This is a genomic window from Bacteroides cutis (genome assembly GCF_900241005.1).
In the GTDB taxonomy this organism is placed as follows: Bacteria; Bacteroidota; Bacteroidia; order Bacteroidales; family Bacteroidaceae; genus Bacteroides; species Bacteroides cutis.
The window spans coordinates 118,464-144,954 of record NZ_OEST01000005.1; the positions used below are offsets into that span (position 1 = coordinate 118,464).

General features: G+C 46.4%; 19 protein-coding genes. 1 reads left to right on the plus strand and 18 read right to left on the minus strand.

What is annotated here, in order from left to right; genetic code table 11:
* Positions 1-2: 2 nt before the first annotated feature.
* From C1A09_RS11870 to C1A09_RS11950, 18 genes are all read right to left on the minus strand, one after another.
* Positions 3-2,396, minus strand: a complete 2,394-nt coding sequence (locus C1A09_RS11870; RefSeq protein ID WP_101544462.1) for a sensor histidine kinase — start codon at positions 2,394-2,396, stop codon at positions 3-5.
* A 159-nt stretch (positions 2,397-2,555) separates the two neighbouring features.
* A complete protein-coding gene (locus C1A09_RS11875) occupies positions 2,556-3,995 on the minus strand; it encodes an NADH-quinone oxidoreductase subunit N (RefSeq protein ID WP_101544464.1) in 1,440 nt (479 codons plus the stop codon).
* A 25-nt stretch (positions 3,996-4,020) separates the two neighbouring features.
* Positions 4,021-5,505 (minus strand): complex I subunit 4 family protein, encoded by a 1,485-nt coding sequence (locus C1A09_RS11880; RefSeq protein ID WP_101544466.1) that lies wholly within the window; start codon positions 5,503-5,505, stop codon positions 4,021-4,023.
* A 52-nt stretch (positions 5,506-5,557) separates the two neighbouring features.
* Positions 5,558-7,477: an NADH-quinone oxidoreductase subunit L gene (gene nuoL, locus C1A09_RS16800; protein ID WP_101544468.1), complete on the minus strand. Its 1,920-nt coding sequence runs from the start codon at positions 7,475-7,477 to the stop codon at positions 5,558-5,560.
* 64 nt (positions 7,478-7,541) lie between these two features.
* A complete protein-coding gene (gene nuoK, locus C1A09_RS11890; RefSeq protein ID WP_101544470.1) occupies positions 7,542-7,850 on the minus strand; it encodes an NADH-quinone oxidoreductase subunit NuoK in 309 nt (102 codons plus the stop codon).
* A gap of 30 nt (positions 7,851-7,880) precedes the next feature.
* Positions 7,881-8,393, minus strand: a complete 513-nt coding sequence (locus C1A09_RS11895; RefSeq protein WP_101544472.1) for an NADH-quinone oxidoreductase subunit J family protein — start codon at positions 8,391-8,393, stop codon at positions 7,881-7,883.
* Positions 8,394-8,435: 42 nt separating this feature from the next.
* Complete coding sequence (locus C1A09_RS11900; RefSeq protein ID WP_101544475.1) at positions 8,436-8,909, minus strand: 4Fe-4S dicluster domain-containing protein; 474 nt, start codon at positions 8,907-8,909, stop codon at positions 8,436-8,438.
* Positions 8,910-8,960: 51 nt separating this feature from the next.
* The gene (gene nuoH, locus C1A09_RS11905; RefSeq protein WP_101544478.1) at positions 8,961-10,037 is read right to left on the minus strand and encodes an NADH-quinone oxidoreductase subunit NuoH; all 1,077 of its coding nucleotides are present in this window, start codon (positions 10,035-10,037) and stop codon (positions 8,961-8,963) included.
* Position 10,038: 1 nt separating this feature from the next.
* On the minus strand, positions 10,039-11,628 hold the full coding sequence (locus tag C1A09_RS11910; protein WP_101544480.1) for an NADH-quinone oxidoreductase subunit D: 1,590 nt from the start codon (positions 11,626-11,628) through the stop codon (positions 10,039-10,041).
* Positions 11,629-11,633: 5 nt separating this feature from the next.
* Positions 11,634-12,227 (minus strand): NADH-quinone oxidoreductase subunit B, encoded by a 594-nt coding sequence (locus C1A09_RS11915; protein WP_101544482.1) that lies wholly within the window; start codon positions 12,225-12,227, stop codon positions 11,634-11,636.
* On the minus strand, positions 12,218-12,568 hold the full coding sequence (locus C1A09_RS11920; protein WP_101544484.1) for an NADH-quinone oxidoreductase subunit A: 351 nt from the start codon (positions 12,566-12,568) through the stop codon (positions 12,218-12,220). Before C1A09_RS11920 ends, C1A09_RS11915 begins: the two co-directional genes overlap by 10 nt.
* A 99-nt stretch (positions 12,569-12,667) precedes the next feature.
* Entirely contained in the window at positions 12,668-13,042 is a 375-nt protein-coding gene (locus C1A09_RS11925; RefSeq protein ID WP_101544487.1) for a hypothetical protein, read from the minus strand.
* Positions 13,043-13,144: 102 nt separating this feature from the next.
* Positions 13,145-14,596: a TrkH family potassium uptake protein gene (locus C1A09_RS11930; protein WP_101544489.1), complete on the minus strand. Its 1,452-nt coding sequence runs from the start codon at positions 14,594-14,596 to the stop codon at positions 13,145-13,147.
* A gap of 13 nt (positions 14,597-14,609) precedes the next feature.
* Entirely contained in the window at positions 14,610-15,950 is a 1,341-nt protein-coding gene (gene trkA, locus C1A09_RS11935) for a Trk system potassium transporter TrkA (RefSeq protein WP_101544798.1), read from the minus strand.
* Positions 15,947-17,857, minus strand: coding sequence for a 1-deoxy-D-xylulose-5-phosphate synthase (gene dxs, locus C1A09_RS11940; RefSeq protein WP_101544491.1), 1,911 nt, complete (start codon positions 17,855-17,857; stop codon positions 15,947-15,949). The genes trkA and dxs overlap by 4 nt, the downstream gene beginning before the upstream one ends.
* Positions 17,858-18,039: 182 nt before the next feature.
* The gene (locus tag C1A09_RS16375) at positions 18,040-18,216 is read right to left on the minus strand and encodes a hypothetical protein (protein ID WP_180949219.1); all 177 of its coding nucleotides are present in this window, start codon (positions 18,214-18,216) and stop codon (positions 18,040-18,042) included.
* Positions 18,217-18,475: 259 nt separating this feature from the next.
* Positions 18,476-22,051: an RHS repeat domain-containing protein gene (locus C1A09_RS11945; RefSeq protein ID WP_245875019.1), complete on the minus strand. Its 3,576-nt coding sequence runs from the start codon at positions 22,049-22,051 to the stop codon at positions 18,476-18,478.
* On the minus strand, positions 22,035-25,007 hold the full coding sequence (locus C1A09_RS11950) for a SpvB/TcaC N-terminal domain-containing protein (RefSeq protein ID WP_101544492.1): 2,973 nt from the start codon (positions 25,005-25,007) through the stop codon (positions 22,035-22,037). The genes C1A09_RS11945 and C1A09_RS11950 overlap by 17 nt, the downstream gene beginning before the upstream one ends.
* A 752-nt stretch (positions 25,008-25,759) precedes the next feature.
* On the opposite strand from C1A09_RS11950, the gene C1A09_RS11955 reads away from it, so the two are divergent.
* A complete protein-coding gene (locus C1A09_RS11955; protein ID WP_101544494.1) occupies positions 25,760-26,482 on the plus strand; it encodes a LexA family transcriptional regulator in 723 nt (240 codons plus the stop codon).
* The last annotated feature ends 9 nt before the right edge of the window (positions 26,483-26,491 follow it).

The following is a 26,491-nucleotide window of genomic DNA, read 5'->3' on the forward strand; positions in this document are numbered from 1 at the left end:
GCTTATTGCTTAGGAATGGTAAACCAGAAACACGAACCTTTTCCTTCTACAGAATCTACTCCTATCTGTCCTTTCATCTGCATTATGATGCTTTTGCTGATAGGCAACCCTAAACCTGTACCATGCACAAAGGTATTTAGTTTGATGAAGCGATCGAAGATCTGATTGATTTTATCAGCAGGAATTCCAATACCTGTGTCGCGTACATAGAATTTCAGATAATTGTCGTCTACTTCCTGATAACCGAGGGAAATGCTACCCTCGGAAGTAAACTTGATGGCATTATTAATGAAATTGGTAATGACCTGTGTCAAGCGATTTTTGTCTGCAACGATGATACATCGGGGTAAATGCTCCTCAAAACGTAGTTCTACTTGTGAGGAGACTTTTAGTTGCAGGGAGTTGATAATTTCATGGCACATCTGATTGACGTCAATCTCACCAGTTACAAAGTTAAAAGTACCGGCTTCTATTTTGGACAAGTCCAGAATGTCGGAGATCAGTTGCAACAGTAAATCATTGTTTTCCTCAATGATACTTTGGTACTCCTGTCTTTCCGTTTTGTCTTCCGATTCTACCAGCATGCTTGAGAAACCGACAATGGCGTTCAACGGTGTACGTATCTCATGACTCATATTGGCGAGGAAGGCTGATTTTAGGCGATCTGACTCTTCAGCTTTATCTTTGGCTTCTATCAACTTGAATTCGGTTTCCTTTAATTCCGTGATATCATAGTTTACGCAAGTCGTATCAATCAACCCATCTTCCGGCCGGAAGTCTCTAACCATGACATTTATACATGTCCAGGTATAATGCCCGTCTTCGCGTAAGATACGTACGTCGTGTTGCAGGTGAGTACTTTCCCCGTTTAGTACCTTGTTGAAAAAAGCCTGTATAATTTTCCGGTCTTCGGGGTGGAAATGGGAATGTATTCTGATGATCTGTGTTAACGGAGTACCTTCCTTTTCTCCTATATTCCGATACCAACTGTTCATGGCATATCCTTCTCTTGTCATTGCATTGAAGCGAGCATAACCTACTTTGGCATAATCGCCTATCAACATAAAGTTCTCTTCAAATTCCTGTATCTTGACGTATGCATTGTTTGTTTCCGTATTGTCTATATTGGCAACCAGGATATTCTCCAGTTTACCGGCATGATTAAACATCGGAATAGCTTTAGTTGTCAGGTCTATACTCCCTTTACGGGTTGTTTTGTAAAAATCACCGATTTGGTTAAAATCGTATTTGAGGGAATAGTCCATTGCTTTTCCCTGCTTCAGCATATCTTTCCACTCTTCAGACATAATAGGATTGTCGTACATATTGGTTCCTACTATATCTTCTTTACTTTTCAATCCGAATATTTCCAGGTCTTTTTCATTGATATCGAGTAATATGCCATTACGGTTATAGAGTTCGATGCCTACCGGAATGTTTTGATAGATATCATGGAAATATTTCTTTTCCAGACTGGCTATTTCTTCGGCCTTTCGTAGCTCCATACAGATGCTGATGATATTGGCAAGAGAGGAGAACCACAAATAATCTTCATTGTTCCATTCACGGAATTCTCGGATAGTTTCGATACTGATATATCCCCGAATACCTTTCTTGGTATTTACCGGTACTGCCATAACCGACTTTACTCCGATTCTTGTGAGAATTTGTTTGTCTTCGTAAGCTTCTTCTGGTATTTCATTGGTATCAAAGAATATAATAGGATTACCAGAAAGAATTTGTTTGTTCCACCAGATATTATCTCTTAGGATTTTAGATTGCCCTTTCCATATCACAGGCAGATCGGGTGATAATATCTCGTATGTACAATGTTGTATACTGCTTGTCTGATCGAATTCGACGATATAAGTACGATCGCCGTGGAAATAATGAAGTACATCACTCAGGATTTTATTGATGACCTCCGTTGTATTGTCTGAATGGAGGAAGCTTAATAAAGAACGTGAGATGCCATTGAGTTGATAAAGAAGGTTATTCAGTCGGTTGACTGTTTGTTCGGAGGCATTCATGCGTTGGCGGGAAATGCATTGCAGAGTACCGAAAACAAGGGGGTGCCCTTCTTCTGTTACCCTTTTTTCTCCGACTTTGGTACTGACCCACATGACACCGTACCTGGTCTGCATTGGAAAAACTTGTTCATAGATATCCATCATTTTGAATGTACGGAACTCGGCACGTATTCTATCTCTATATTCTTCGCATATAAGGTTTCCGAAGTCTTCAAAAGAGATAGTGTTTTCTTGCAGGTTAAATAAATCTATCAGGAAATCGGAACAGTAATATACTCCTTCATAGAAATCGGCTTCCCACCAGCCTAAACGAGCCATTGAAATAGACTTTTGTAATATTGCTATCTCTTCTTCGGATAACTTCATGTTTTACAATGTTTTTAGTTTAATGGCGCAAGATAAGCAATTATCTTGTTATTCTGTACTGTAAGACAATAATTTATAACATAGGAGGGGCGTAAAAGGACAAGGCGGATAAAATCAGGAAATGATTTATCCGCCTTGTCCCTATAAAAAATGGTTTGACTACATCCCGAATGAGAACTTGTCGATGGATTGATATACCACACTGGCAATGCTTAGTACTACAATACCCAGTGTACAGATAGCGAGACTGGCACGGGTGTAGTTGTCACTGCGGAAAGTGGCAATCGGTTCATCACTTTTGTTGATATACATTGCTTTTACTATCTTCAAATAGTAATAAAGTGATAATATTGTATTGATTAAAGCAATGAACACCAATAGATGGAAACCGCTGTGGAAAGCAGCCGCAAAGATAAAGAACTTTGAGAAGAAACCTGCGAACGGCGGGATGCCTGCCAGTGAGAACAGTGCCAGTGTCATGAGGAATGCCAGCTTAGGGTTGGTGTTGTACAGTCCGTTATAATCTTCCAACGTGAATTTATCCGCACGCAGGGCAACAATGGTGATTACGGTGAACACTGCCAGATTGGCAAACAGATAAATCAATACGTAGTAAACCAACGAAGCCATACCTTGCGAAGTGCCACTGATGACACCCAACATGATGTATCCGGCTTGTGAGATACTGGAGAATGCCATCAATCGTTTCAGGTTTTCTTGCCTCAGTGCAAAGAGGTTGGCAAGTGTGATGGAGGCAATGATTATCCAATAGAGCACTTCTTGCCATTGATCTACCATCGGGGCGAATACTTTGAACAAGATAGTCATCAGCACGAAAGCGGCGGAACCTTTGGAGATTACACTTAAATAAGCTGTAACTGTACTGGGAGCTCCTTCGTAAACATCTGCCGTCCAGAGGTGGAAGGGAACAAGAGAAATTTTGAAACCCATTCCCGAGAAGAAAAACACGAATGCCATAATCTGCATGGGATTGCCATCGATATGGGCAGGTATATCAGCAAAATAGAGTGTACCTACTGTTCCGTAAATCAATGAAAGTCCATATAGTAACAGACCGCTTGAAAACAGCGCGGTAAGTATATACTTAGCACCTGCTTCGGCAGAGTGATGGCGATATTTATCGAAGGCTACGAGCGCTGCCATCGGGATACTTGCCATTTCCAGTCCGATGAAGAACATCAGGAAGTGTCCGGCGGAAATCATGAAGTACATACCCAATAGTGTAGAGAGTGTCAACACATAGAACTCACCTTGTTTAATGGCGGTATCGGGACGGCGCATCCATTCGTGTGCCATCAGGAAAACTATAAGTGTACCTACGCTGAGGATGGATTTTACAATACTTTGTATCGGGGTGTTGTGATACATGCCGCCGAATGCATCTTCCACCGGACCGGGGACGATGGTAATAAGAGTATGGATGGCGAGCAGTGCAACGGGGAGCATTGTGTTCAATACCGGCTTACCATTGTTTTTGTGCGCATCCGGACTCATAAAGAGGTCGGCTACGAAGAGTATGATGATGACCAATATCAGCGATAACTCTTCTTTCATCAATAGGAATTGGGAATAATCCATGTTGTTTTATTTACGATTTGACGATTTACAATTGAAATAAATTGGTTACTGGCAATACACTTTCTCCAATCATCCGGCTGATCCATAATGGAGCAAGACCGAGACCGGCAACACAGGCGATAAGGATGATGACGGCTGTACGTTCATCCCATGTGGCATCAGTCAGAGTCAAGTGATGCTTATTGGTACAAGTACCGTAAAGAATTTTACCGACAAGGCGGAGAATATAGACAGCAGTAATGACGATACTTGTACAAGCGATGATGGTCCATGTGCGGTGGAATATATCGGGATGTTGAAAGGCACCGTTGAAAATGGTCATTTCGGCAACGAAACCGCTGAGTCCCGGCAAACCGAGGTTGGCAAGACCGGCGATAACGTAACAGACAGCCAGGAAAGGCATGATCTTCATCAGACCACTAAGTTCGCGAACATCACGCGTATGGGTACGGCCGTAAATCATACCGATAAGGGCAAAAAACAAGGCGGTCATCAATCCGTGGCTGAGCATTTGCAGTACGGCACCCGTGGCGGCCGTTTGGTTCATCATCAGGATGGCGAAGAGTACCAGTCCACAGTGTGATACTGAAGAGTAGGCGTTAATGTATTTCAAGTCCGTCTGTACACAAGCCGAGAATGCACCATAAACTACGGAGATACCTGTAAGAATTAGAAATATCCAACCTAATTCTTGTGTAGCTTCGGGCATCAGATACATAGCGATGCGGAAACATCCGTAACCTCCCAGCTTCATCAGTACACCGGCATGGAGCATAGATACCGCAGTAGGTGCGGAGGCATGACCGTCGGGGCTCCATGTGTGGAATGGAAATAAGGCGCCCAGTACACCAAAACCGAGGAAGGTGAGCGGAAACCAGATGCGTTGTTGCTCGATGGGGATATTGTGAAGTTTGGCTATTTCCAACAGGTTCATTGTGGTACCGCCGCTGCCGTAGTAAATACCCAGTATACCGATGAGCAGAAAGGCGGAACCACCCATCAACATCAGTGTCAGCTTCATGGCGGAATATTCCTTACGTCCCGAACCCCATACGCCGATAAGCAGATACATAGGGATGAGAGCTACTTCGTAGAACATGAACATCGTGAACAAATCGGTGGAAATAAAGAAACCGAATACTCCCATGGAAAGCAGTGTGAACCAAAGGAAGTATTCTTTAGTCAACGGTTGCAACCGCCAAGAGGCAAATGTGCCGGTAAATACGATGATAGCCGAGAGTAGCAACATGGCTACCGATATACCGTCTACACCTACGGAATAGTGGATATTAAGTGCCGGATACCAAACTGTTTCTGCACGGAACAACATTTCATCCGTTGCACCGCCATGACGGGTTTGCAGATAAATAATGGTAAGTCCGATAGCTGATAGAAGCAGGGCAGAAGCTCCGGCTACCATCACCGCACGTATCTGTGCGATGTTACGGCTGAGCCAGAGACCGAGAAGCATCAGCAAGGGGATGAGTACGAAAATACTTAAAAAGTTCATATCTATATTTACGATTTTACGATTTACTATTTACGATTGAAAAATCTCTGGTTTATAGCAGCAGAAGCAATATCAAAGCAAGTGTACCCAACAGGAATACAAACGTGTATTGTTGTATCCGTCCGCTTTGCAAACCACGTATTTCTTCGCTGGTAACATTGGCGCTCCATGCGAGGAAGTTGAAGAAACCATCCACCACATGACGATCCCACCAGGCGATGGGGCGGCTGATGCAACCGAAGATGATACGGTGGGTGATGAACTGATAAACTTCATCGATATAGAAACGATGGTATGCGGCTTTCCACAAGCCGTGGAAACGACGCGCCAACGCATTGGCAAGCGGATGATGACTACTTGCATACATATAGGTGGCAATCGCGATAGAGATTACGGCTATGGCAATGCTTGTACCTGCTACCTTCCAATCAAGATGTATCTCGTATGCCGTCTTCTGCTTGAAAAAAAAAACACCGAACGGAATGAAACCGGCAACTACTGTGACTAGAGCTAGGAACATCAACGGGATAGTCATTGTCAACGGAGACTCATGAGGGGTATGGCTGTGGCTCTCATTGTTTGCCGACTCTTGTCCCATCGCTATACCGGGTTGTGAACCGGACCAGAATATGCCATAATAAAGGCGGAACATATAGAAAGCTGTCATAGCGGCAATTGCAGTCATTATCCAGCCCATGGCCGGACTGAACTGGAAGCAGGCAGTCAGGATTTCGTCTTTGGAGAAGAAACCTGAGAACGGAGGGATACCGGCGATGGCCAGACATGCAATAAGGAAAGTAATGTGCGTGATAGGCATATACTTACGAAGTCCTCCCATGGCAGACATTTCATTACTGTGTACTGCGTGGATGATACTGCCTGCGCCGAGGAACAGTAATGCCTTGAACATGGCATGCGTAAAGAGGTGGAACATACTTGCCATATAGCCCAATCCCCCTTCGTGCGGATTCATTGATGTGCAAACACCCAGCGCCACCATCATAAAACCGATTTGGGAAATCGTGGAGAAGGCCAGTACACGTTTGATGTCACTTTGTACACAAGCCACACTTGCTGCATAGAATGCCGTGAACGCACCTACGTATGCCACCAGATGTAACACCGAAGGAGCATATTCAATGAACAGTGGGAACATACGGGCAACCAGATATACACCTGCTACTACCATGGTAGCGGCATGAATCAGTGCGCTGACAGGAGTAGGACCTTCCATTGCATCTGGTAACCAGATGTGTAGCGGAAACATAGCACTCTTTCCGGCACCACCGATAAACATCAATCCCAACGCTAGTGGAATCATGGCAGCACCGCCTTTCAATATTGCCATTTCAGCGGGATGGAAAGTATAGGTTCCGGCATAATAGCCATAAACGAGGATACCTATCAGGAAGCCCAAGTCGGCAAAACGGGTTACAATGAATGCTTTCTTTGAAGCGGCAATGGCTGCCGGTTTCGTATAATAGAATCCGATCAGCAGATAAGATGAAACGCCCACCAGTTCCCAGAACAGATACATTTGGAAGATGTTGGTCGCTACTACCAGCCCCAACATGGACATGGTGAACAACGAGAGAAAAGCATAATAACGTTGGAAACCTCGTTCACCTTTCATGTATCCAAAAGAGTAGAGGTGTACCATGAAAGATACGGTACTGATGACAATCAGCATCATCACTGAAATCGGGTCGAGCAGAATGCCCATATCGATGCTGAGCGACGAAGTGAAAGGCAACCAGGTAATATTGTAAGGGACCAGTGTCTCATACGTACCGTCTGCCAGGCGCGGTGCACTGAAGTACAGCCACGCAGTGATATAAGAGAGCAATACTACCACGCCCAACACTGCGGTACCGATGGTTCCGGCTATACGATGAGACATCCATTTACCTCCCAGCCCCAGTGCAAGGAAGGAGAGGAAAGGAAGAAGAAGGATTAGAATTGTATATTCCATTTGTTTAATTGATGATTGATAATTGAAAAACTGATAATTGATAAATAAGTCAATTATCCATTAATTAAAATTTCAACTCATCCAGCTTGTTCACCTGGATGCTACGGATATTGCGATAAATATTAATCATAATGGCAATAGCCACTGCTGTTTCTGCCGCCGAAATAGCGATGGAAAACAGTGAGAAGAAATATCCTTCAAGTCCATCCGGAAACAGGAAACGGTTGAATACCGCAAAGTTGATATCCGTAGCATTCAATATCAACTCAATTGAAATCAATATCGCCAACGTGTTGCGACGGGTGAAGAACCCGTAGATACCGGCGAAGAACATGATAGCCGAAACTATCAGATAATATTCCATGTGTATCATAATCAGTGATTAATGTTTAGTGATTGATGATTAACGTTTTCGAGCAATCAGCAGTCCCCCCACGATACATGCCAACAAAAGGATACTTACAGCCTCGAAAGGCAGCAGGTAGCCATACTTGTCGCCACTCAACATTTGGTGTCCAATGGTTTTGATATTGATTTCCAGCGGTGCCAAATCTGTGGTAGTGATGAACTTATGCTTCAATGTGATAAACAATACGATGATGGCTCCACCCACTGTGGCTCCTAGTCCGGCAAGGAATTTACTACGTTTCAGCTTTCCTGCACGGTCACCTTCGCCACTGGTCAATAGGATGGAGAAGACGTAGAGGACAACAATACCTCCGGCATAGACCATGATTTGTACGGAACCGAGGAACGTATAACCCAGCAGGAAGTAGATGCCTGCTGTACCAAAGAGTACGAACAGCAGATACGTAGCCGAGCGCACCATACGGCTGGTAGTCACCGTCAAGATTGAAAATATGGTGATAAAAGCCGCGAGGAAGTAGAATACTACTGTTTCAAGATTTATTTCCATAATGATTATGTTATTATTTTATATTTCGTTTTAGCCGAAATCTTATTTACTCATTACATGACTGCCTGGATGGTTCAACGTCAACACCAGTTTGGAACGGTCGAACACGGCGTGTTCAAAATTCTGGTCGAAAGTGATGGCATTGTGGGGACAGGCATTGACGCACAACTGGCAGAAAATACATGAGCCAAGGTCGTATTCATACTTTGCCAGTATTTTCTTTTTCTTGCCATCTTCGGTTTCCACCATTTCACTAATGACACGTATCGTGTCATTAGGGCAGGCCATCTGGCACAATCCGCAGGCTATGCAGTGATGTTCGTTCTTGTCGTTATGGGGCATCGTCAACGTTCCACGGAAACGGTCGGATAGTTTCAGTGTCTTGCGGTTTTCCGGATATTGTTCGGTTGTTTTCTTGCGCAGAAAAACGGTCATGGTAGTTTTCATACCTGTAAGTAGAGAACAGATGCCATGTACAAGGCTGCCGATGTATGAATTATGTTCTTTTTCTTTCATTGCTTTAGTCTTTTTTTGAAATTGTTCGCAGGGGGAAAGGTGCTGCGCCGGTTAAAAATGAAGTCCGAAGACTACGATTAATACCATCAATATCAGATTTATCATTGAGATAGGTACGAGATATTTCCATTCTAAATTCAAAATCTGGTCGATACGCAGACGGGGAAATGTCCACTTTATCCACATTAGCAGGAATACTACGAAAAATGCTTTACCAAAGAACCAGACGAAACCAGGTATATAGTCCATTACGGCGTTGAAACCGTCAAGTCCTACAATATGGAATGGCATCCAACCACCCAGAAAAATGGTGGCGGCTACGCTTGCCACGATAAATAAGTTCAGATATTCTGCCAGATAGAAGAAACCAAAACCCATACCGGAATATTCCGTGTGGTATCCGGCAGTTAACTCACTTTCCGCTTCGGGTAAGTCGAAAGGCCCACGGTTGGTTTCCGCATTACCTGCAATCAGGTAGATAATGAAAGCTATTAATGCCGGGATGTGTCCTTTGAAAATGAACCAGCCGTCAGCTTGTCCCGCTACGATTTCGGAGAACTGCATGGTTCCCATCAGGACAACCATCGTCAATATACTTAATCCGCAGGACAGTTCATAACTGATAATTTGTGCACCGCTTCGCATGGCGCCAATCAGTGAAAATTTGTTGTTGGAACTCCAACCTGCCAGCAAGATACCTACCACACCGATACTCGATGCAGCCAGCAGGAAGAATACGCCTACGTTGAAATCCAATACTTCGAGCCCTTTGTTGACGGGCAGGCAGGCGAAAGTGAGGAATGAGGCGATTATCACCATGAATGGCGCCAGATTGTAGAGAAAACGGTCTGAGAATTTCAGGTCGATGATTTCCTTGGTCAACATCTTGATAACATCGCAAGGAACTTGGAGTAATCCCCATTTCCCGACGCGCGTCGGGCCAAGGCGACATTGGAAAAAAGCGCATATTTTACGCTCCATGTAAATCAGAATAATGGCGAGTACGGCATACATCAAGATGATGCATACGCCTATCACTACGCATTCAAGGAATACGGCCAGACCTTCCGGCATGATGGAGGTCAATAGCTGGTGAATCCAGTTGGTTACTATACTAAAGTCAAACATATTATCTATCAATATCAGGTACTACATAATCCAGTGTGCCACCAATGGCGATAAGGTCGGCAATCTTGGCTCCACGGCAAATGGTATCTACGGTCGAAACCAAAGGCAATCCGGTTGAGCGGAAGTGCAAACGGTAGGGAGTCTTGTCGCCATGACTCTCAAGGAAGACACCGAACTCACCACGACTACCTTCTACGGCAGCATAATAGCTACCTTCCGGTACGCGGATAATCGGTTTCATCTTCTCCTGATAGGACCCTTCAGGGATATTGTCTATCAGTTGCTCAATGATTTTCAAGCTTTCTTCTATTTCCTCCATACGTACGAGGTAACGTCCCCACGAGTCGCCTTCGGTGCGGACTACTTCGCGGAAGTCCACCTTGTTATATACTCCGTATGGCATCCGTTTGCGTACATCACATGCCCAACCGCTGGCACGTCCTGTGCCGCCGGTAGCCCCGAAAGCGATGGCGTCTTCCTTTGAAAGTACACCTACGCCTTTCAGACGTTGTTGTGCAATGATATTGCCGGTAAATACATTGTGGTATTCGTGAAGAATGCCACGTAGGTAGGGGATGAACTCTTTCACTTTTTTCTGGAAGTTGGGAGCAAGGTCTGCCTGTACACCGCCAATGGTATTATAGTTCATGATGAGACGTCCGCCACAAGTTTCTTCAAAGATGTCGAGAATTTTTTCACGGTCACGGAAACCGTAGAAGAAAGCTGTCAGTGCACCAAGATCCATCGCAAGACAAGAGTAAAACAGCAAGTGGGAATCGATACGTTGCAACTCGTCCATAATGGTACGAATGTATTGTACACGTTCGCTCACTTCTATACCCATAGCCTTTTCGATGCACATGCACAGTGCATGGCGGTTTTGGTGTGCACCTAAATAGTCCAGACGGTCGGTCAGGGCAAGAGTCTGCGGGTAAGTGAGGCTTTCGCACATTTTTTCTATGCCGCGGTGGATATAACCACAATTGGCGTCTATCTTTTCGATGATTTCTCCCTCCAGTGATACGCGAAAGCGCATGACACCGTGGGTTGCAGGGTGCTGAGGACCGATATTGACCACATACTCGTCGTCGCCGAAAAGCATCAGTTCCTTGTTCTTGACGGTTCCGTCGGGATTCAACTCAAGTTCGGTAGTCGTATCGATGGTTTCCTCGTTGTCCATGCGCAAGGGATTTTCTACTTCTGGATCATCGTCTTTACGCATCGGATATCCTACCCAGTCGTTACGAAGATAGAGACGGCGCATATCGGGATGACCGATGAATACAATACCATAGAAATCATACACTTCACGTTCGTTGAAGTCTGCCGCTTTCCATATATCGCTGACAGAGGGCAGTTCGGGATGTTCACGGTTCAAGGTGGCAGTGCATACTGAAGCTCTTTTACCGGTGGCTGTTGATTCCAACAGATAAACGACACCGAGTCCACGAACTTTATCGGGAGCATCGCCCTCTTCCGGTATTCCCCAGTCCATACCGCTGAGACATTCCAGAAAGTCCATTTGCTCTTCTTTCCGCAGGCGCAGCATTTCGTCGTGCAAGACTGCGGGTTCTATATATCTTATTTCCATATTGATTATTCTTCTTCTTTCGATTTCTCTTCTTGCCTGTTCACTCCGCCAAAGTAGTTCTCAACCTTCACTTTACGTTGTAATTGCATCATGCCATAATAGAAGGCTTCCGGACGAGGAGGGCATCCGGGGATATAAACATCCACCGGCAATATTTTGTCAACTCCGTTCACTACATGGTAGGACTTCTTGAACGGACCTCCGCTGACGGCACATCCACCTACGGCTATCACATATTTAGGATCTGCCATCTGGTCGTAAAGACGTTTCAGTACGGGAGCCATTTTGTTGGTTATTGTTCCGCACACCATAATCATGTCAGCCTGGCGCGGACTGGCACGGGCTACCTCAAACCCGAAACGTGCCATGTCATAACGGGCAGCGCCAAGGGCCATAAATTCAATACCACAACAACTTGTTGCAAAGGTAAGCGGCCACAGCGAATTACTGCGTCCCCAGTTGACGAAATCGTCCAGTACACCGAGAGCCACATTGGCACCTCCGGCATTAAGTTCCCGAACCAGTTTCTCCAACGTCTCGTTGTCTGTAAATTCCTCATAAGGAATAGATTTTATTTTGGGTTTCTTTGTTACTTCCATTCCAATGCTCCTTTCCTCCAGGCATATGCAAGGCCCAGAACCAATATAATCAGGAAAAATAAGATACTAAAAAGTCCGGCTACTCCCAGTTCACGCGCGATGACTGCCCACGGAAACAAGAATACCGTTTCCACTTCGAACATCAGGAACAGGATGGCAAACAGATAATAACCTACACGGAATTGCATCCACGATTTACCACGTGTGGGGATACCACACTCGTACGGCTCCATCTTCTGCGGATTGTACGAACGGGGAGCTATCGCATTGGAAATAGCGATGACAATACCCACGAAAGCAATTGCCGTCAATAAGACGGCCACTAACAAAGTAAAGTTCATAAACCTGAATAAGATTTTAGATATATATAATAGAACTATTTTACCGTATGACAATACCTCTGAATTGTTGCCCGGCCAAATCTGGATAGGAGATTTGTTTTAAATGATAATTTTTCTCAGCCCGAAGACGTAATAGTGCGAGTCGGGTACGGGAAAAGAGGATAAGTATGACAAACGATCACATTCCGGCGCTTGCGGCTGTTGTTGCAGACGGATGAAAGTAGCACATAGAGTGGTACTTTTATCATTTGGCACCTGCATGATGGTATCTGTATGCTCTATACACAGAGATAGAACGGACAGATGATGATAAAAATTACGGATAGCTTGTTGTGCGGTAGGTGCCTGAGATAAAATGCAACATTCTGTTTTACTGTTTGCCGGAGTACATAAAAAAGTCGCGGCATTCATTGCACTATTATGCAACAAGGCTGCGAGTATGACAATCATACAATATTTTATGCACTGTCTCATACCATTAATTTCTCTTTAGAGCTGCAAAGATATAACAACTATCCTTCATTTTGCAATCTCAGTATAACAAAAAATGATTATTTTTACACTTTTTATCCTAAATCAATTTCGCTTCCAGAATTCAGGAGTAAATAACAGTAAAACAGTGAACAATTCCAAACGTCCTAGAAGCATGAGGAATGATAACAACCACTTGGCGACATGGGGCAATGCACTCCATGAATATGCCGGACCCGTCTCTCCCAAACCGGGACCCATATTGCCGATACTGGATATGACACATCCAACGGACTCCAGAAAACCTATGCCCATCCCCATCATCAACAGTATGCTGATGATGATAATCACTAAGTATAGGAAACAGAATGCCAGTACCGTAGATATGATGGAAGGAGATATGACCTGTTTATTTATCCTTACCGGAAGTACAGCATTAGGGTGTAATATGTGCTTGAATTCATTTTGTGATACTTTGGCAAGGATGACCAGACGGATACATTTCAATCCTCCCGTCGTACTGCCGGCACAAGCACCCATCACCATTACTATTGTCAGTAGTCCCCACAAAACAGGAGTCCACAACATATAGTCATCTGTAGCAAAGCCTGTGGAAGTTTGCAGTGAAATGACCTGAAACAATGATTTGCGGAAAGCTTCTTCTGTACCCATGGGACTTGTATAATAGAGTACAACTGCAATCAGTCCGGTGAAGCATACCACTGACCAAAAGTACCATTTCAATTCTGCATTATTAAAAACTTTTTTGAATTTCCGGTTGACGAAGAACAGCAGTAGTGTGAAGTTGATACCGGAAATAAACATAAAAGCTGAAATTACATATTCTATATAGGGGGAGTTATAGTATGCCACACTAGCTTGCTTGGTGGAAAAACCACCTGTACCGGTGGTTGCAAAAGCGTGACAGATACTGTCAAACCAGTCCATTCCTCCCATCATCAGCAAGGTGACCAAAATAAATGTAATTCCGGCATAGATACTCCATATCCATTTGGCGGTGATACCGATACGTGGATGTACCTTGTCGTGTGTGGGACCACTTGCTTCTGCTGCAAATACCTGCAGACCGCTTACACCGAAAATGGGAAGTACGGCGATGGTGAACATGATAATTCCCAGTCCGCCTATCCACTGCGTCATACTGCGCCAGAAGAGTAGTCCGTGCGGTAAAGATTCTATATTGTCAAGTATGGTGGCTCCCGTACTTGTAAAGCCGGACATCGTTTCAAAAAAAGCATCTGTGACGTTTGGAATATATCCGCTGATGTAGAATGGCAACATACCGAAAAGCGAAAAAGCGACCCAAGCTAAACTCACCAGTACATATCCGTCACGACGGGTTAATTGGCGTTCGCCTCCTTTACCTGCTATTACCAACAATAAACCTATGCCTGCCGTGATCCCCCCGGATTTCCAGAAGTCAAGCAAGTCGTTCTCGCCGTAATAGTAGGATACGCCGGAACAACAAAGTAACATGACTGTTTCCAATAACAGTAGAATACCGATTATCCGTATGATCGTTTTAAAGTTAATCAATTTTTATTCTCAATTAATTGAAGTATTTTTCGATTTTCTTAATCATCATGTTCAAGCAGAATACTACTACGTGGTCGTTCGCTTGTATTTGTGTATTACCCATTACTACCACACCCTCTCCATTGCGGATAAGTCCTCCGATAGTAGTTCCTTTAGGCAATCCCAGGTCTTTTACCGGGTGCTTGGTGATTTTGGATCCGGCTTTCACGGTAAATTCCGCAACATCGGCATTGGCAAAAGTCAGGCATTTTACATTACTTACGTCAGCATCCAGCATCATTTGATAGATGTGGCTGGCGGCTATCATCTTTTTGTTGATAACCGTACCGATGTCGAGACTTTCGGCCATACCGATATAGTCTATGTTTTCTACTTCTGCTACCGTCTTGCTGACACCCATGCGTTTAGCTGCCAGGCAGGCGAGGATATTTGTTTCCGAATTACCGGTCAGTGCAACGAAAGCTTCCGTATTCTTCAGACCTTCTTCCACAAGCAAATCCATATCCCGTCCGTCTCCGTTGATAATCATGGTTTTATCGTCCAATAGCTCTGTCAGTCGGTTACAACGGTTCAAATCATTGTCTACAATCTTTACCTGCATGTAGTCGGGAACATATTGTGCGGTACGTACGGCGATACGGCTTCCTCCCATGATCATCACATTACGTACATCGGCATAATCCTCCTTTCCGGCAATTTTCCGGATATACGGCACATATTTGCGGGTGGTTGTGAAGTAAACGATGTCATGTAGTTTAATTGTATCGTCACCTCGTGGAATAAGCGTTTCATTACCGCGCTTGATGGCGACTACGTGATAAGGCAACTCCGGTCCGCCCAATTGATGTAAGGGAATATTCAGTATCTCTGCCTTTTCACGCATTTTGGCACCTATCAGTATCAGTGCTCCACCGCAGAATTCCCACCATTGGCGAACCCAGCTCATACGAATGGAAGATACGATTTCTTTAGCGGCGAGCATCTCCGGATAAATCAGTGAATCTACGCCCAATTTCTGGAAAAACTCTTTGTTTTTCGGCAATAAATATTCGTAATTATCAATACGTGCAACGGTTTTCTGTGCACCAAGGTTGGTTGCCAACATGCATGCAGTCATATTCCGGCTTTCGTCAGGAGTAACTGCGATAAACAAATCTACTTCACCTGCATTTACTTCTTTCAACCCTTTGATAGAAGTTGGTGATGCGGTGACAGTCATCAGGTCGAAGTTTGAGTTAAGTGTACTCAACCTCTCCTCATTGTCGTCCATCAATATAATATCCTGTTTCTCGCGGGACAACAGTTTAGCCAAGTGTGTGCCTACTGCGCCGGCACCAGCAATAATTATTTTCACTGCCAATTATTCATTATCAATTGATTAAAGATCTCCTCTTCACTCATTCCGCATAACCTGTACAATTCCGGTATCGAGCCGTGTTCTATAAACTTGTCAGGCACGCCGATACGTTGTATGTGTGGTGTATAACCGTTATCTGCCATAAACTCGAGCACGGCACTTCCCATGCCACCCTTCAGCACACCGTCCTCCACTGTAATGATACGTTGGAATGAACGTCCCACTTCATGCAATAATGCTTCGTCCATCGGTTTGAGAAAACGCAGGTCATAATGTGCAATAGAAAGCCCTTTTTCCTCTTCTGCCCGCTTGATGGCGTGGGCAGCGATATTTCCTATTGGCCCAAGGGTTATGACAGCGATATCTTTACCGTCTTTTAACTTTCGTCCTTTACCGACGGGAATTTCTTCTAACGGACATTTCCAATCCACCAGCACGCCACGTCCGCGTGGATAGCGGATGACAAACGGTCCTTTGTCCGGCAGTTGTGCCGTGTACATTAATCGGCGTAGTTCATGTTCGTTCATCGGTGAAGATACAGTTATATTAGGAATAGGACGGAAATATGCCAAGTCGAATACGCCATGATGTGTCGGTCCGTCTTCACCTACCAGTCCGGCACGGTCCAGGCAGAGCACAACGGGTAAACGAAGCAATGCAATGTCATGTATCACATTATCGTATGCCCGTTGCATAAAAGAAGAATAGATATTGCAGAACGGCTGCAATCCTTCCTTTGCCATACCGCCTGAGAAAGTGGCTGCATGTCCTTCGGCAATACCCACATCGAAAGCACGATCGGGCATGGCTTTCATTAATATGTTCATGGAGCAACCTGTAGGCATGGCAGGAGTGACACCCATAATCTTCGGGTTCTTTTCAGCCAATTCCACCAATGTCTCACCGAAAACCTCCTGATAGAGTGGGGGCAGGTTGGTCGTGTCTGCCTTGATCCGTTCACCCGTTTCCGGATTGAATTTACCGGGAGCATGCCAGATGCCCGGAGCTTTTTCGGCAGGTTCAAATCCTTTTCCTTTGGTAGTATGCAGATGTAGGATTTTCGGTCCTTTCAAGTCTTTGATATCCCGTAGGATACGTGCCAGATTTTTTACATTATGGCCGTCGATAGGACCGAAGTAACGGATATTCATTCCTTCGAATATATTCTGCTGCTGGGCAGCCATAGACTTCAGGCTGTTGGCAAAGCGTATCAAGGCTTTCCGGCGTTCCTCATTCAGTAATCCCATCTTGAACAACACTTTAGACATCTTGAAACGTAGCTGATTGTAACGGTTCGAGGTAGTGAGGTTGAAAAGATATTGTTTCATTCCTCCTACACTACGGTCTATTGACATGTCGTTGTCGTTAAGGATAATCAGCATATTGTTTGGGGTAGATGAGACATTGTTCAACCCCTCGAACGCCAGTCCTCCACTCATACTTCCGTCACCCAATATGGCAACTATATGGCGGTCTTCTTCCCCTTTCTTTGCTGCAGCTACGGCCATACCGAGCGCTGCTGAAATAGAGTTCGACGCATGTCCGCAGGTAAAAGTATCATATTCGCTTTCTTCAGGGGAAGGGAAGGGACGTATCCCTTTGAACTTCCGGTTGGTGGAGAAAGCCTCCCGTCGTCCGGTCAATATCTTATGACCGTAAGCCTGATGTCCCACATCCCATACGATACGATCATAAGGAGTATTGTAAACATAATGCAAAGCCACTGTCAGCTCTACTGTTCCCAAGCTTGCTGCAAAATGTCCAGGGTTGCGCGAAAGTTCCTTTATAATATCCTGCCGCAATTCATTGCAGACTTCCGGAAGTTGCTCTACACTAAGCTTTCGCAGGTCTTCAGGATAAGAAATAGAATTTAGCAAGTTATATGTTGTTATTTCAGTCTTCATTACTAATCTGAGCATTACAAATTGCAAAAATAGCAAAAGAAAATGGATTGTGATGAAAAGCCATTATAAAATCCTTTCACTTTGGGCTTTTTCGAGTTAAAAATATTGGTGCTTTCGAAACAGTGAGAGAGAAGGACGTTTACTTTGAAGGAAGTGGGTAATTCCTATCCTATAATCAAAGATTACTCCGTCACTTTCTCAGTAAAGAAATTCAGGTTACTGTCATTATACAAGCGGTCTTTGCCAGATCTTTTTGAAAGCGTTACCCACTCCGTAGCAGCGTGTAGGGCGTGATAACTGAAAAGTCTCATAGATAGTTTTGGATAATAATGAAAACCCTTGCCTATGTTCAGTGACATAAGCAAGGGAGTATTTAGTTTGTCGAATTAGAAATTCTGATATTCAAAACTGAGAGATGAAGAGCCATTGCTGTAACGAAAGAAACAATAATAGTGAACAGTTAAGAAACGAATAGACTTATTAATAAAATAAAAGCTAGAACATATGCAATAATTCTATTTCGAACTTCTTTTTCAATATTCCATTCATCTTTAAATAAGTTAGTTCTACATCCTTTTAATATCCAGCAAATAAATGCTCCAATTAAATCTGGCGTCATCATTCCTCCTCGTTTTGTTGATTATGAGTATACTTAATAGTTTCTATTGTATTTTTTTCTTTATTGAATATATCTATATTCCTTGTTTTCCCTTCATATCTCCTTACCTCAGCATTATAAACACCTTTTCTTTTCAATGCAGGTATATGTTTATTAGCTTTCTTAAACTTGTACCATGAACCCGGATTGCCCACTTTACTCATCTTTGAAAATGGTATATTATTACTGACTACATCAATAAACGCTCCCATTGTTTCAGTCGAAGTCTGTGATGCTCCTGACCAAGTCCTCCCTGTCAATACAACCTTAGGCGAATTTACCAATGAATAAACACTGGAAAGTATGAATTTGCTTATACCGTCTACCACTCCCTTTGCCGGTTCATCCAATGTAAACTCAATATTTGTCATATTACCCGTACCTTGAATACTACTATAACTTCCGGTTCGTTGCCAATTCCAAAATTCCTGCTCTGACAATCTTACATTCCCTTCCTTATAAGCAATGTATTCTTGACGGCCAATAAAAGTATTATGAAACCAGTTGTTATGAGTAGTCTCTTTATATGTCCCGTCAGGATTGTAGATTACCTTCATATGTCCATCAGGGTCAATAAACATTATCGGATTATTTCCGCAATAGCTATAAGGACTTTCCGGATAATACTTCTCTGCCATCGGATCCACCGTCGTAAACCTTCCCAGCGCCGCATCATACTGCCTTGCCCCGTAATCATACCAGTCCAGCCCCTTCTTCGTGTCCAGTTCCTTGCCATTGTACTTGTAAGGTTGTACATTCCCCGAAGAAGCGAATACGCCCCCGAACGGATAGTAATGGTTCGTCTCTTCCACACTGCCGTCCTGACTCATCACCACCCGGTTGTTCCCCTGATGGTCCTGCAGGTAGTAATGATACTTCTTGTCGTTCAAGGTCACATATCCCGTCTCCGTCAGCAACAGCTTCTGAACACCGTTTTCATAGACCACATTCCCGCAATAGTCGGTTGTGGTGGCCGCACCGCCAATTGTATGCACGGTGCGCAGCTTTGTTCCGTCCGCCGCATAAACATAGGAGATGACGCTGCCGTCACTGAACACGACCTTACTTGGCAAATTTAATACATTATATTGAATATCAATGATATTCTTATTCAAATCTTTCGTCAGATTGCCATTTGCGTCGTAAGTGTACTCACCAGCCTGTGAAGCGCCGTCCTTGAACTCAAAGCTGCCGTTGTAGGCAGAAGCGGTCGTGGCATCGTCCACACGGTTCAACCGGTTGCCGTCCAGGGTGAATGACAGGTTGTCCACCAGGCCATAACCGGCTACCGAAGTCTGTCCGTAGCGCTGCAAGCCGGTGATGTTCCCATTGCTGTCATAACCCGTCACGCGTTCCGTGAAACGGTCGGTATTGCTGTCGATGGAGGCGGTCTCCCCGTACATGGCGCTTGCCAGCCTGTTTACCCCGTCGTAGTCAAACTTGTATCCGCGTATGTTGCTCTCGTTGCCCGTTTTCCAGGTCATGCTGCTGATATTTCCGTTGTAGCAGAGCGTACCATTGCCCGTATTGTAATACAGGTCCTGTGTAAACTTCCCTCCGCCGATTTCCGTCAACCAGCCGCGGATGTTGTAAGTATAGGCCAGCGAATTTGTGGAAGAGCCGTGGAAAGTCCTGGAAGACAGGCGTCCCCATTCATCATACGCGTTGGCAACCAGTGTCACCTTCGCACCGTCCAGCGTGTGTTCCACCCGGTTCAGCCGGTCGGCATGGTCGTATGTATAGACATACGTTTCCGTCCGTGTCAGCTTCCCGCTTCCTGTATGCGTATGTGTCACGGTGAGCGGCTTGTCCGTCAGCGTATATACCGTACCGGTAGTCTCGTAACCGCCCAGCAGATTGCTTTCGACAACCTTGACGGTGCGGCCCTTGTTGTCGTAATAGTAAGCCTTGAAGACAGGCGTGTCACTTCCGAAGGAGGTTGTCACGCTTCCCGTCAGTGCCCCGTGGGCATAACCCGAAGTGTCATCGTGGAAGGCGCTGTCATAGCCCGTGGCTTCGCGGAATGCCGCATAGCCGTCATAGAAATTCCTCACATGTGCCGTGCGGCCTGAGGAAAGGTTTTTCGAAGAACACTCCCCCTGTTCCGTCAGCCTTCCGAAAGCGTCATACAGGTAGTAGGTCCATCTGCCCGCCGGACGTTGGTTGCCGTCCTGCGAGAAAGAAAGGCGGTCGCAGCTGTCATATTCATACTCCACGGGCTCCGCGCCGGGAAGCTTCTTGCTGATACAGCGTTGCATGGCGTCGTATTCGTACCGGAAAGCATACAAGTCAAGGTTGGCATGGCTTTGGTACATCGGCTGGAGTACGAATCCCAGGTTGCCTTCCGCATCATATACATAATAGGTGTCGTAAGTTTCATCCCCCTGTTTCAGGCGGGTCAGCACCGTGCGTTGCCGCTTGTCGGTAAAGGTATACGACACCTTGCCGTCTTCATCCGTGGTCTTTACCGCTTCGAGCGTCCCCGATGGGTACATGCCCGCATCTTGGAGGGTACCGTCGCTACCCGCCTTGTACTGTCGGCAGGAATATTCCCCGGAAGCCCTGTTGAGGGTATACACCGTCTGCACGGGATGTTCCTTCCAGGCAATGCCGGCATCTGTCATCAGCAAGGGACGTCCCCAGGGAGATTCTTCGTAGAGGGTTTCCGAATACGGGCGGGTGTCTCCCAAGATGCCCGGTGCCTGTTCGGGCATGTTGGAGATGAAAGCTCCGCTCATTCCCGATACGGGAACCGCGTTCCATTGCCGCCATGCACGGCCACGTTTGTCGTAGTCGATGAAATCCACCAGGTCTTTCCCTCCCGGGGTCACGCCTTTCCGTACCGTCTGCACCGGGCGGCCCAGCCCGTCGAAGTATTGTATCCGGTCCAGGCATCCTCCCGAGGTGTCCAGCATCAGTTTCCGGCGGATGTAACTCCGTCCGGAGGTGATGCCTGCCACCGGTGAAGCATACGACGGGTCGGAATCGGGTTCCGGTATATAAGGGATAAGGCCGGGGTAGACAGGTGCCGGGACCGGAACGTCAAGAGAATATGGCGGCAACAGGTTGTCGATAATAAAGGTGAAACGCAGTTCATGCGCTGACGTATTATTCTTCAGGGCCACCTGCGCCATGTAATCGCCGGAAGAGACATACGCGTTCATGCCGCAAGGGCGACCGGTCATCGGCCGGTATTTCAACGTATATTCCCGGCGGGCACCATCGTCCGCTATCTTGAAGAGCCTGACCGTATATCCCAACGGGAAGGAAGAAGAGCTGCCGGTGGTTGCGGACGGACTGAAAAATACGGGGCCGAACATGGAGGGCTTGTCGATGTGGAACCGTAGGGTGATGTCTACTGCGGAATACTCTGCCGGAATGTTGAATGTCTGCGGGTTGCGGTCCGGTTGTGATAGGGACATGTCCTCCGTGAAGGTCTTTTGCGCTCCCGCCGTAAGTGGGAAAAGGAACGTCACCAGCAGGGCGAGCAATGCCCCGTAGAGTTTGCTGTTTGTTTTATTATGGATTGACTTCATGATATTCTATGGTTGAAAGGTTCGTTTTATTAGTATCTTTGATTGTAGTGAGACGCCCCAGGGAGTCATATTCGTAGTAGGTGGACATTCCGTTGGGAGCTGTCTCCTGTATCACTCCCACTAAAGGGCGGTAGCGGTATGCGGTAATCTGCGCTTGCGGGTTGTCCTTGCGCACCTGCTCGATGATGTCGTAAACCGGTTGCCCGATGTCGTGGCTTGCAGCCAAGGTTTCGGGTTGGATACCGGCCGTCTCGAAAACCGAAAGGGACAGGTTATGTGCCACCGCAATGATATCCTTTCCGCCGTATCCCCAGAGGTAAGTGGTGATTGTCCCGTCGCGGGAAGTCACCTGGCAGGGACGCCCGCATTTCAAAGGACGCGAATACGTCTCTACATCCCTGAACTGGGTATTGGCGGCATTCACGCTTTCTTCCACCGCCGACAGGCTGTAGCCGCGGTTCACGGCTCCCTGTTCATAACGGTAGCGCACCGTTTTCAGCAGATTACCGTCCGAATAATAACGGGCCTCGACCGGAGTGGACAGCTCATTGGAGGCGGTCATGGCGGCATCTATGGTCTTGGAGCGGTCGAACGGATAAGTGTACACCACCCGGTCATACGTCCCGTCGCTATTGTCCGTTTTGCTTTCACGGATCAGGTTATACCTGTTTTCGTGGATTTTGGAAACGGAGCGCGTCAGCACGGTGTCGTTCCCGTAAACCGTGACAGTCTGCGAACCGTCCTCCGCATCCACTACCGTATAACCCTTTCCTGTCCTGTGGCTGTAGCTGTTTTGATAGAGTTCACGGAGTTTCGAACTGGAAGCCACCATTGCATCCGTCGCTCCTTCTATCAACGAAAGCCTGCGCAAGTCACTGATGTCGTGGAAAGAATGGCGGGGCAGGGAAGACACGCTGCCGGCTTGTCGGTCGTGGTTGATGATGTCGGTGCGTTTCCCGGCTTGGAGGAGTACCCTGTTGTTGACAGGCTCGTCAATGTTATGCAAGTTGTCCGGATTCGTATAATAGGAGTCGGGCCACACCGCACGGTTATCGAAATGATGGACGGTAGATTCGCCGACTTGTCTCTCCGCGGAAAGTTCGGGAACGGAACCTGGAGCGGGCTGGGAACCTTGAGGGTTTACAAACTCCATAACCTTGTCGAAATACACGTCCTGGTCTTGGGTCACCGAATTGCTGTGCGTGTACAGCGTGTAGTCTACCGGGCGGACATCGGGGGCGATCTGGTTGCTGCTTACATAGTACTTCTTCATCTTCTGCCGATAGGTCAGGTTGCACATCGGGAAACGGGTACTTCCGATTCCTTCCTCGTTGTCGCCCGAATAATACTTGAAGACACGCTTTACGGGATGTCCCGCGACGGGATAGTCCGTTATTTCCGTAATCCGGAGTTGTCCCCCGTCTATGTATCCCGAAGCGCTGTCCGGGGCGGGAATGCGGCTCAGTCCATAGGCGTACACCGTTTTTCCGCCCGCAGGATAGGTGATGTCCGACAGGGTATGGATTCTGGCACTGTACAGGTCGCCGCTTTTGTCGGCGCCGCCTATCGTGAACGAGTACGTCTGCCGGTTGTTGGTGATACTCACCGTCTGTCTCGGTACAAAATCCGTATTGCCGCTTTTCCCGTTATAATATCCCCAGTAGTCAACGGCTTTGGTGGCAGGGTCATAATCTCCCCCGAAATAGTTCATCTTGTACGTTTCGACCGTATTGCCGTCACCGTCGGCTATTTTCAGCGCTTCAAGCAGGATCCTGCCATGACCGGCCTTTTTCTGTATCAGGGTAACGCTGCGCACTACATTCCCTTGGGTATCTTTCACCAGGATTTTTTCCAGGCAGTTTCCGGTGGAAGAATAAGAGAAACTCACCGTGCCGCCACTGAAAGCAATACCCTTTATCGGGCGCACCTTTACCGTGGCCACCGCCCCGAAGTAGCTGCGGTTACCCACGCCCCCCCACTTCTCAAAAACCGGCTTCGGGGTCCCGCCGGGCTGTATGGTTGTCCCGTTCATGTAATAGTAGTTTTCTTGTCCGTTCACTCCCGCCCAGTAGCCCGGGTGGGGAGGTGTCCCCGGTGACGGCACATGGTAGTCGGGATAATTGTCTTCCGTGGCGTAATAGTCGTAAGCACCCTTGTAAACCTCGTCCGGCAGGTCGGTGTAATAGCTGAAACTTATCCTGTCGCCATCGGGCGAAGTGATCTCGGAAGCTTTCCAGGCCGTTTGTGCGGAATAGGAGTTTACGAGGCTCGTTTCCTCCCTCGCGTTGGCATCTTGCCCGAAAAGGTACTTGTTTCCGGCTCCATCGATAACCCTCAGCTGGTTGTTGAAACTGTCGTTGACCTTGGTTTCGCTTTCGCCCAATGACACTTTCAGCTCCGGACGGTGAAACAGCCGGGGGATGAACTGGTGGCTGTCGGCTTGTTGCAGCACAAAGTCGGCCGATGCGTCGATGAGCTTCATGTGGAAAATGTCTTCAAGCACGTCGCAGGTTCCCTGTCCTATCCTTACCTTATAGATATCGGGCAAGCGGGTCAGGTTTGACTTGTCGTACAGGAACGATCGTTCGTCGGGCAATCCGCGCACCTCACGGCTGATGACGGGTTCTGCCTCCAGCGTCCATCCCAAGGCTACCGATCCGTTTTTCTGTTCGGCTTTTATCCCTCCGGTAGTGTAGGAAAGCGAGATGGGGAGAGTGAACGAAGCTGTACGGATGGTGTAAACCGGTATGCGTATCGTGGCTCGTCCGGTGGAGTAATCCATAGCCTCCGGCTTTTTGCAGAACAGCTCCGAGGCCTGCTTGGAAGCCGGACAGAATGATTGGGAACGTGCGGCGATGTCGTAACTGCCCGGGACGGACTGCCCGGACACGGGACATGGCATGCCGCAAACCAGGAGCAGGCATGCTGCCATTGTTTTAAAATTGGGTCTTTTCATGTGTGAATTGTGTTAAATCGGTTGATAAAATAGTTTTGTTTTTGTGTTTTAAGCTTAATCACGATGCAAATGTAAGGCTTGCATGTGGTGTGTGAAAATTAAAACCACTGTTTTTTGTTCACGAAATGTGTTTTGGTAAATAGCCGGTTATTTGCCTGCTCCTGCACAGGCTCAACAGGTACTTCCCCGGTCGACATATCTTTCCGTATCGAAAAATCTCCCTTTTCATCCACAGGCTGCGGACAGCCTGTGTCTTGAGTTCCTCCGGTTTCGGGGGAACTATTGAGGAGGGAGTATTCTATTCTATTCTATGCTATTCTATGCTATGCTATGTGTACCGGATGTTACATTTTGAGATGTTAATGTTACATTTTGGGGCATTAATGTTACATCTTGCGCCTGTTGGTAGAGGTCTTTGCGCTTCAGGATGAAATGAGGCGTCTGTAGCTCCCTTGTGACAGGTCTATATATTCCTCGTGTGGCATCTATATATCCCTCGCGACAGGTCTATAGTTTCCTCATGGTGTATCTATAGTTCCCTCACTTTATAATTATTAGCTTTAATTATTTGTGTTTTAGAAACAATTTGCGTACGTTTGTCACATTAAAGATAGATGCGTTTTCAAGTAAGAAACGGATTGTGCCGCTGATGTTTAAAAATCGTTCAGAATTGAGTGGAAATGAGGTAAATGAGTCAAAGTTATACAATGATAAACATTGCAGTATAATAAAATATTACATAACTTGTGTCTATGGAAAAAAAAAGAGATTTATTGTTCAATGTGTCGGAAATCGTAGGGCGTGCCAAGAGAGTGCTCGACTTGAAGACTGATGCTGCCTTGGCCTCCTATCTGGGAGTATCCCGTTCTACCCTGAGTAACTGGATTGCACGTAATAGTATAGACTTTCCACTGTTGCTGGAGCGGCTGAAAGAGGTGGACTACAACTGGTTGCTCACAGGTAAGGGAAGTCCGGCACACAAGCAGAAGCAGTGTGGAGACGAGTGGGCACAGGGTGAAGTAGAAATACTCCACAATCCTAAAACACCAGAGGTTGTGGACGACCGTAGTGTGGCGCTTTACGACATCACCGCCGCCGCCAACCTGAAAACCTTGCTGGCGGATAAACGGCAGTATGTGGTGGGGAGGATACAGATACCGAGCATTCCGGTATGCGATGGCGCGCTATACATCAGCGGGGACAGTATGTATCCCATACTGAAATCGGGCGATATCGTGGGGTTCAAGGAGATAAACAGTTTCAGCCATGTCATTTATGGCGAAATGTATCTGGTTTCATTCGTCATCGATGGTGATGAGTATCTGGCGGTAAAATATGTGAACCGTTCGGACAAGGAAGGTTGCCTGAAGCTGGTGAGCTACAACCCGCACCACGAGCCGATGGATGTGCCGCTGGCGGCTATCAATGCGATGGCTATTGTTAAGTTCTCGATTAGAAAGAATATGATGATGTAACGGGAAGGA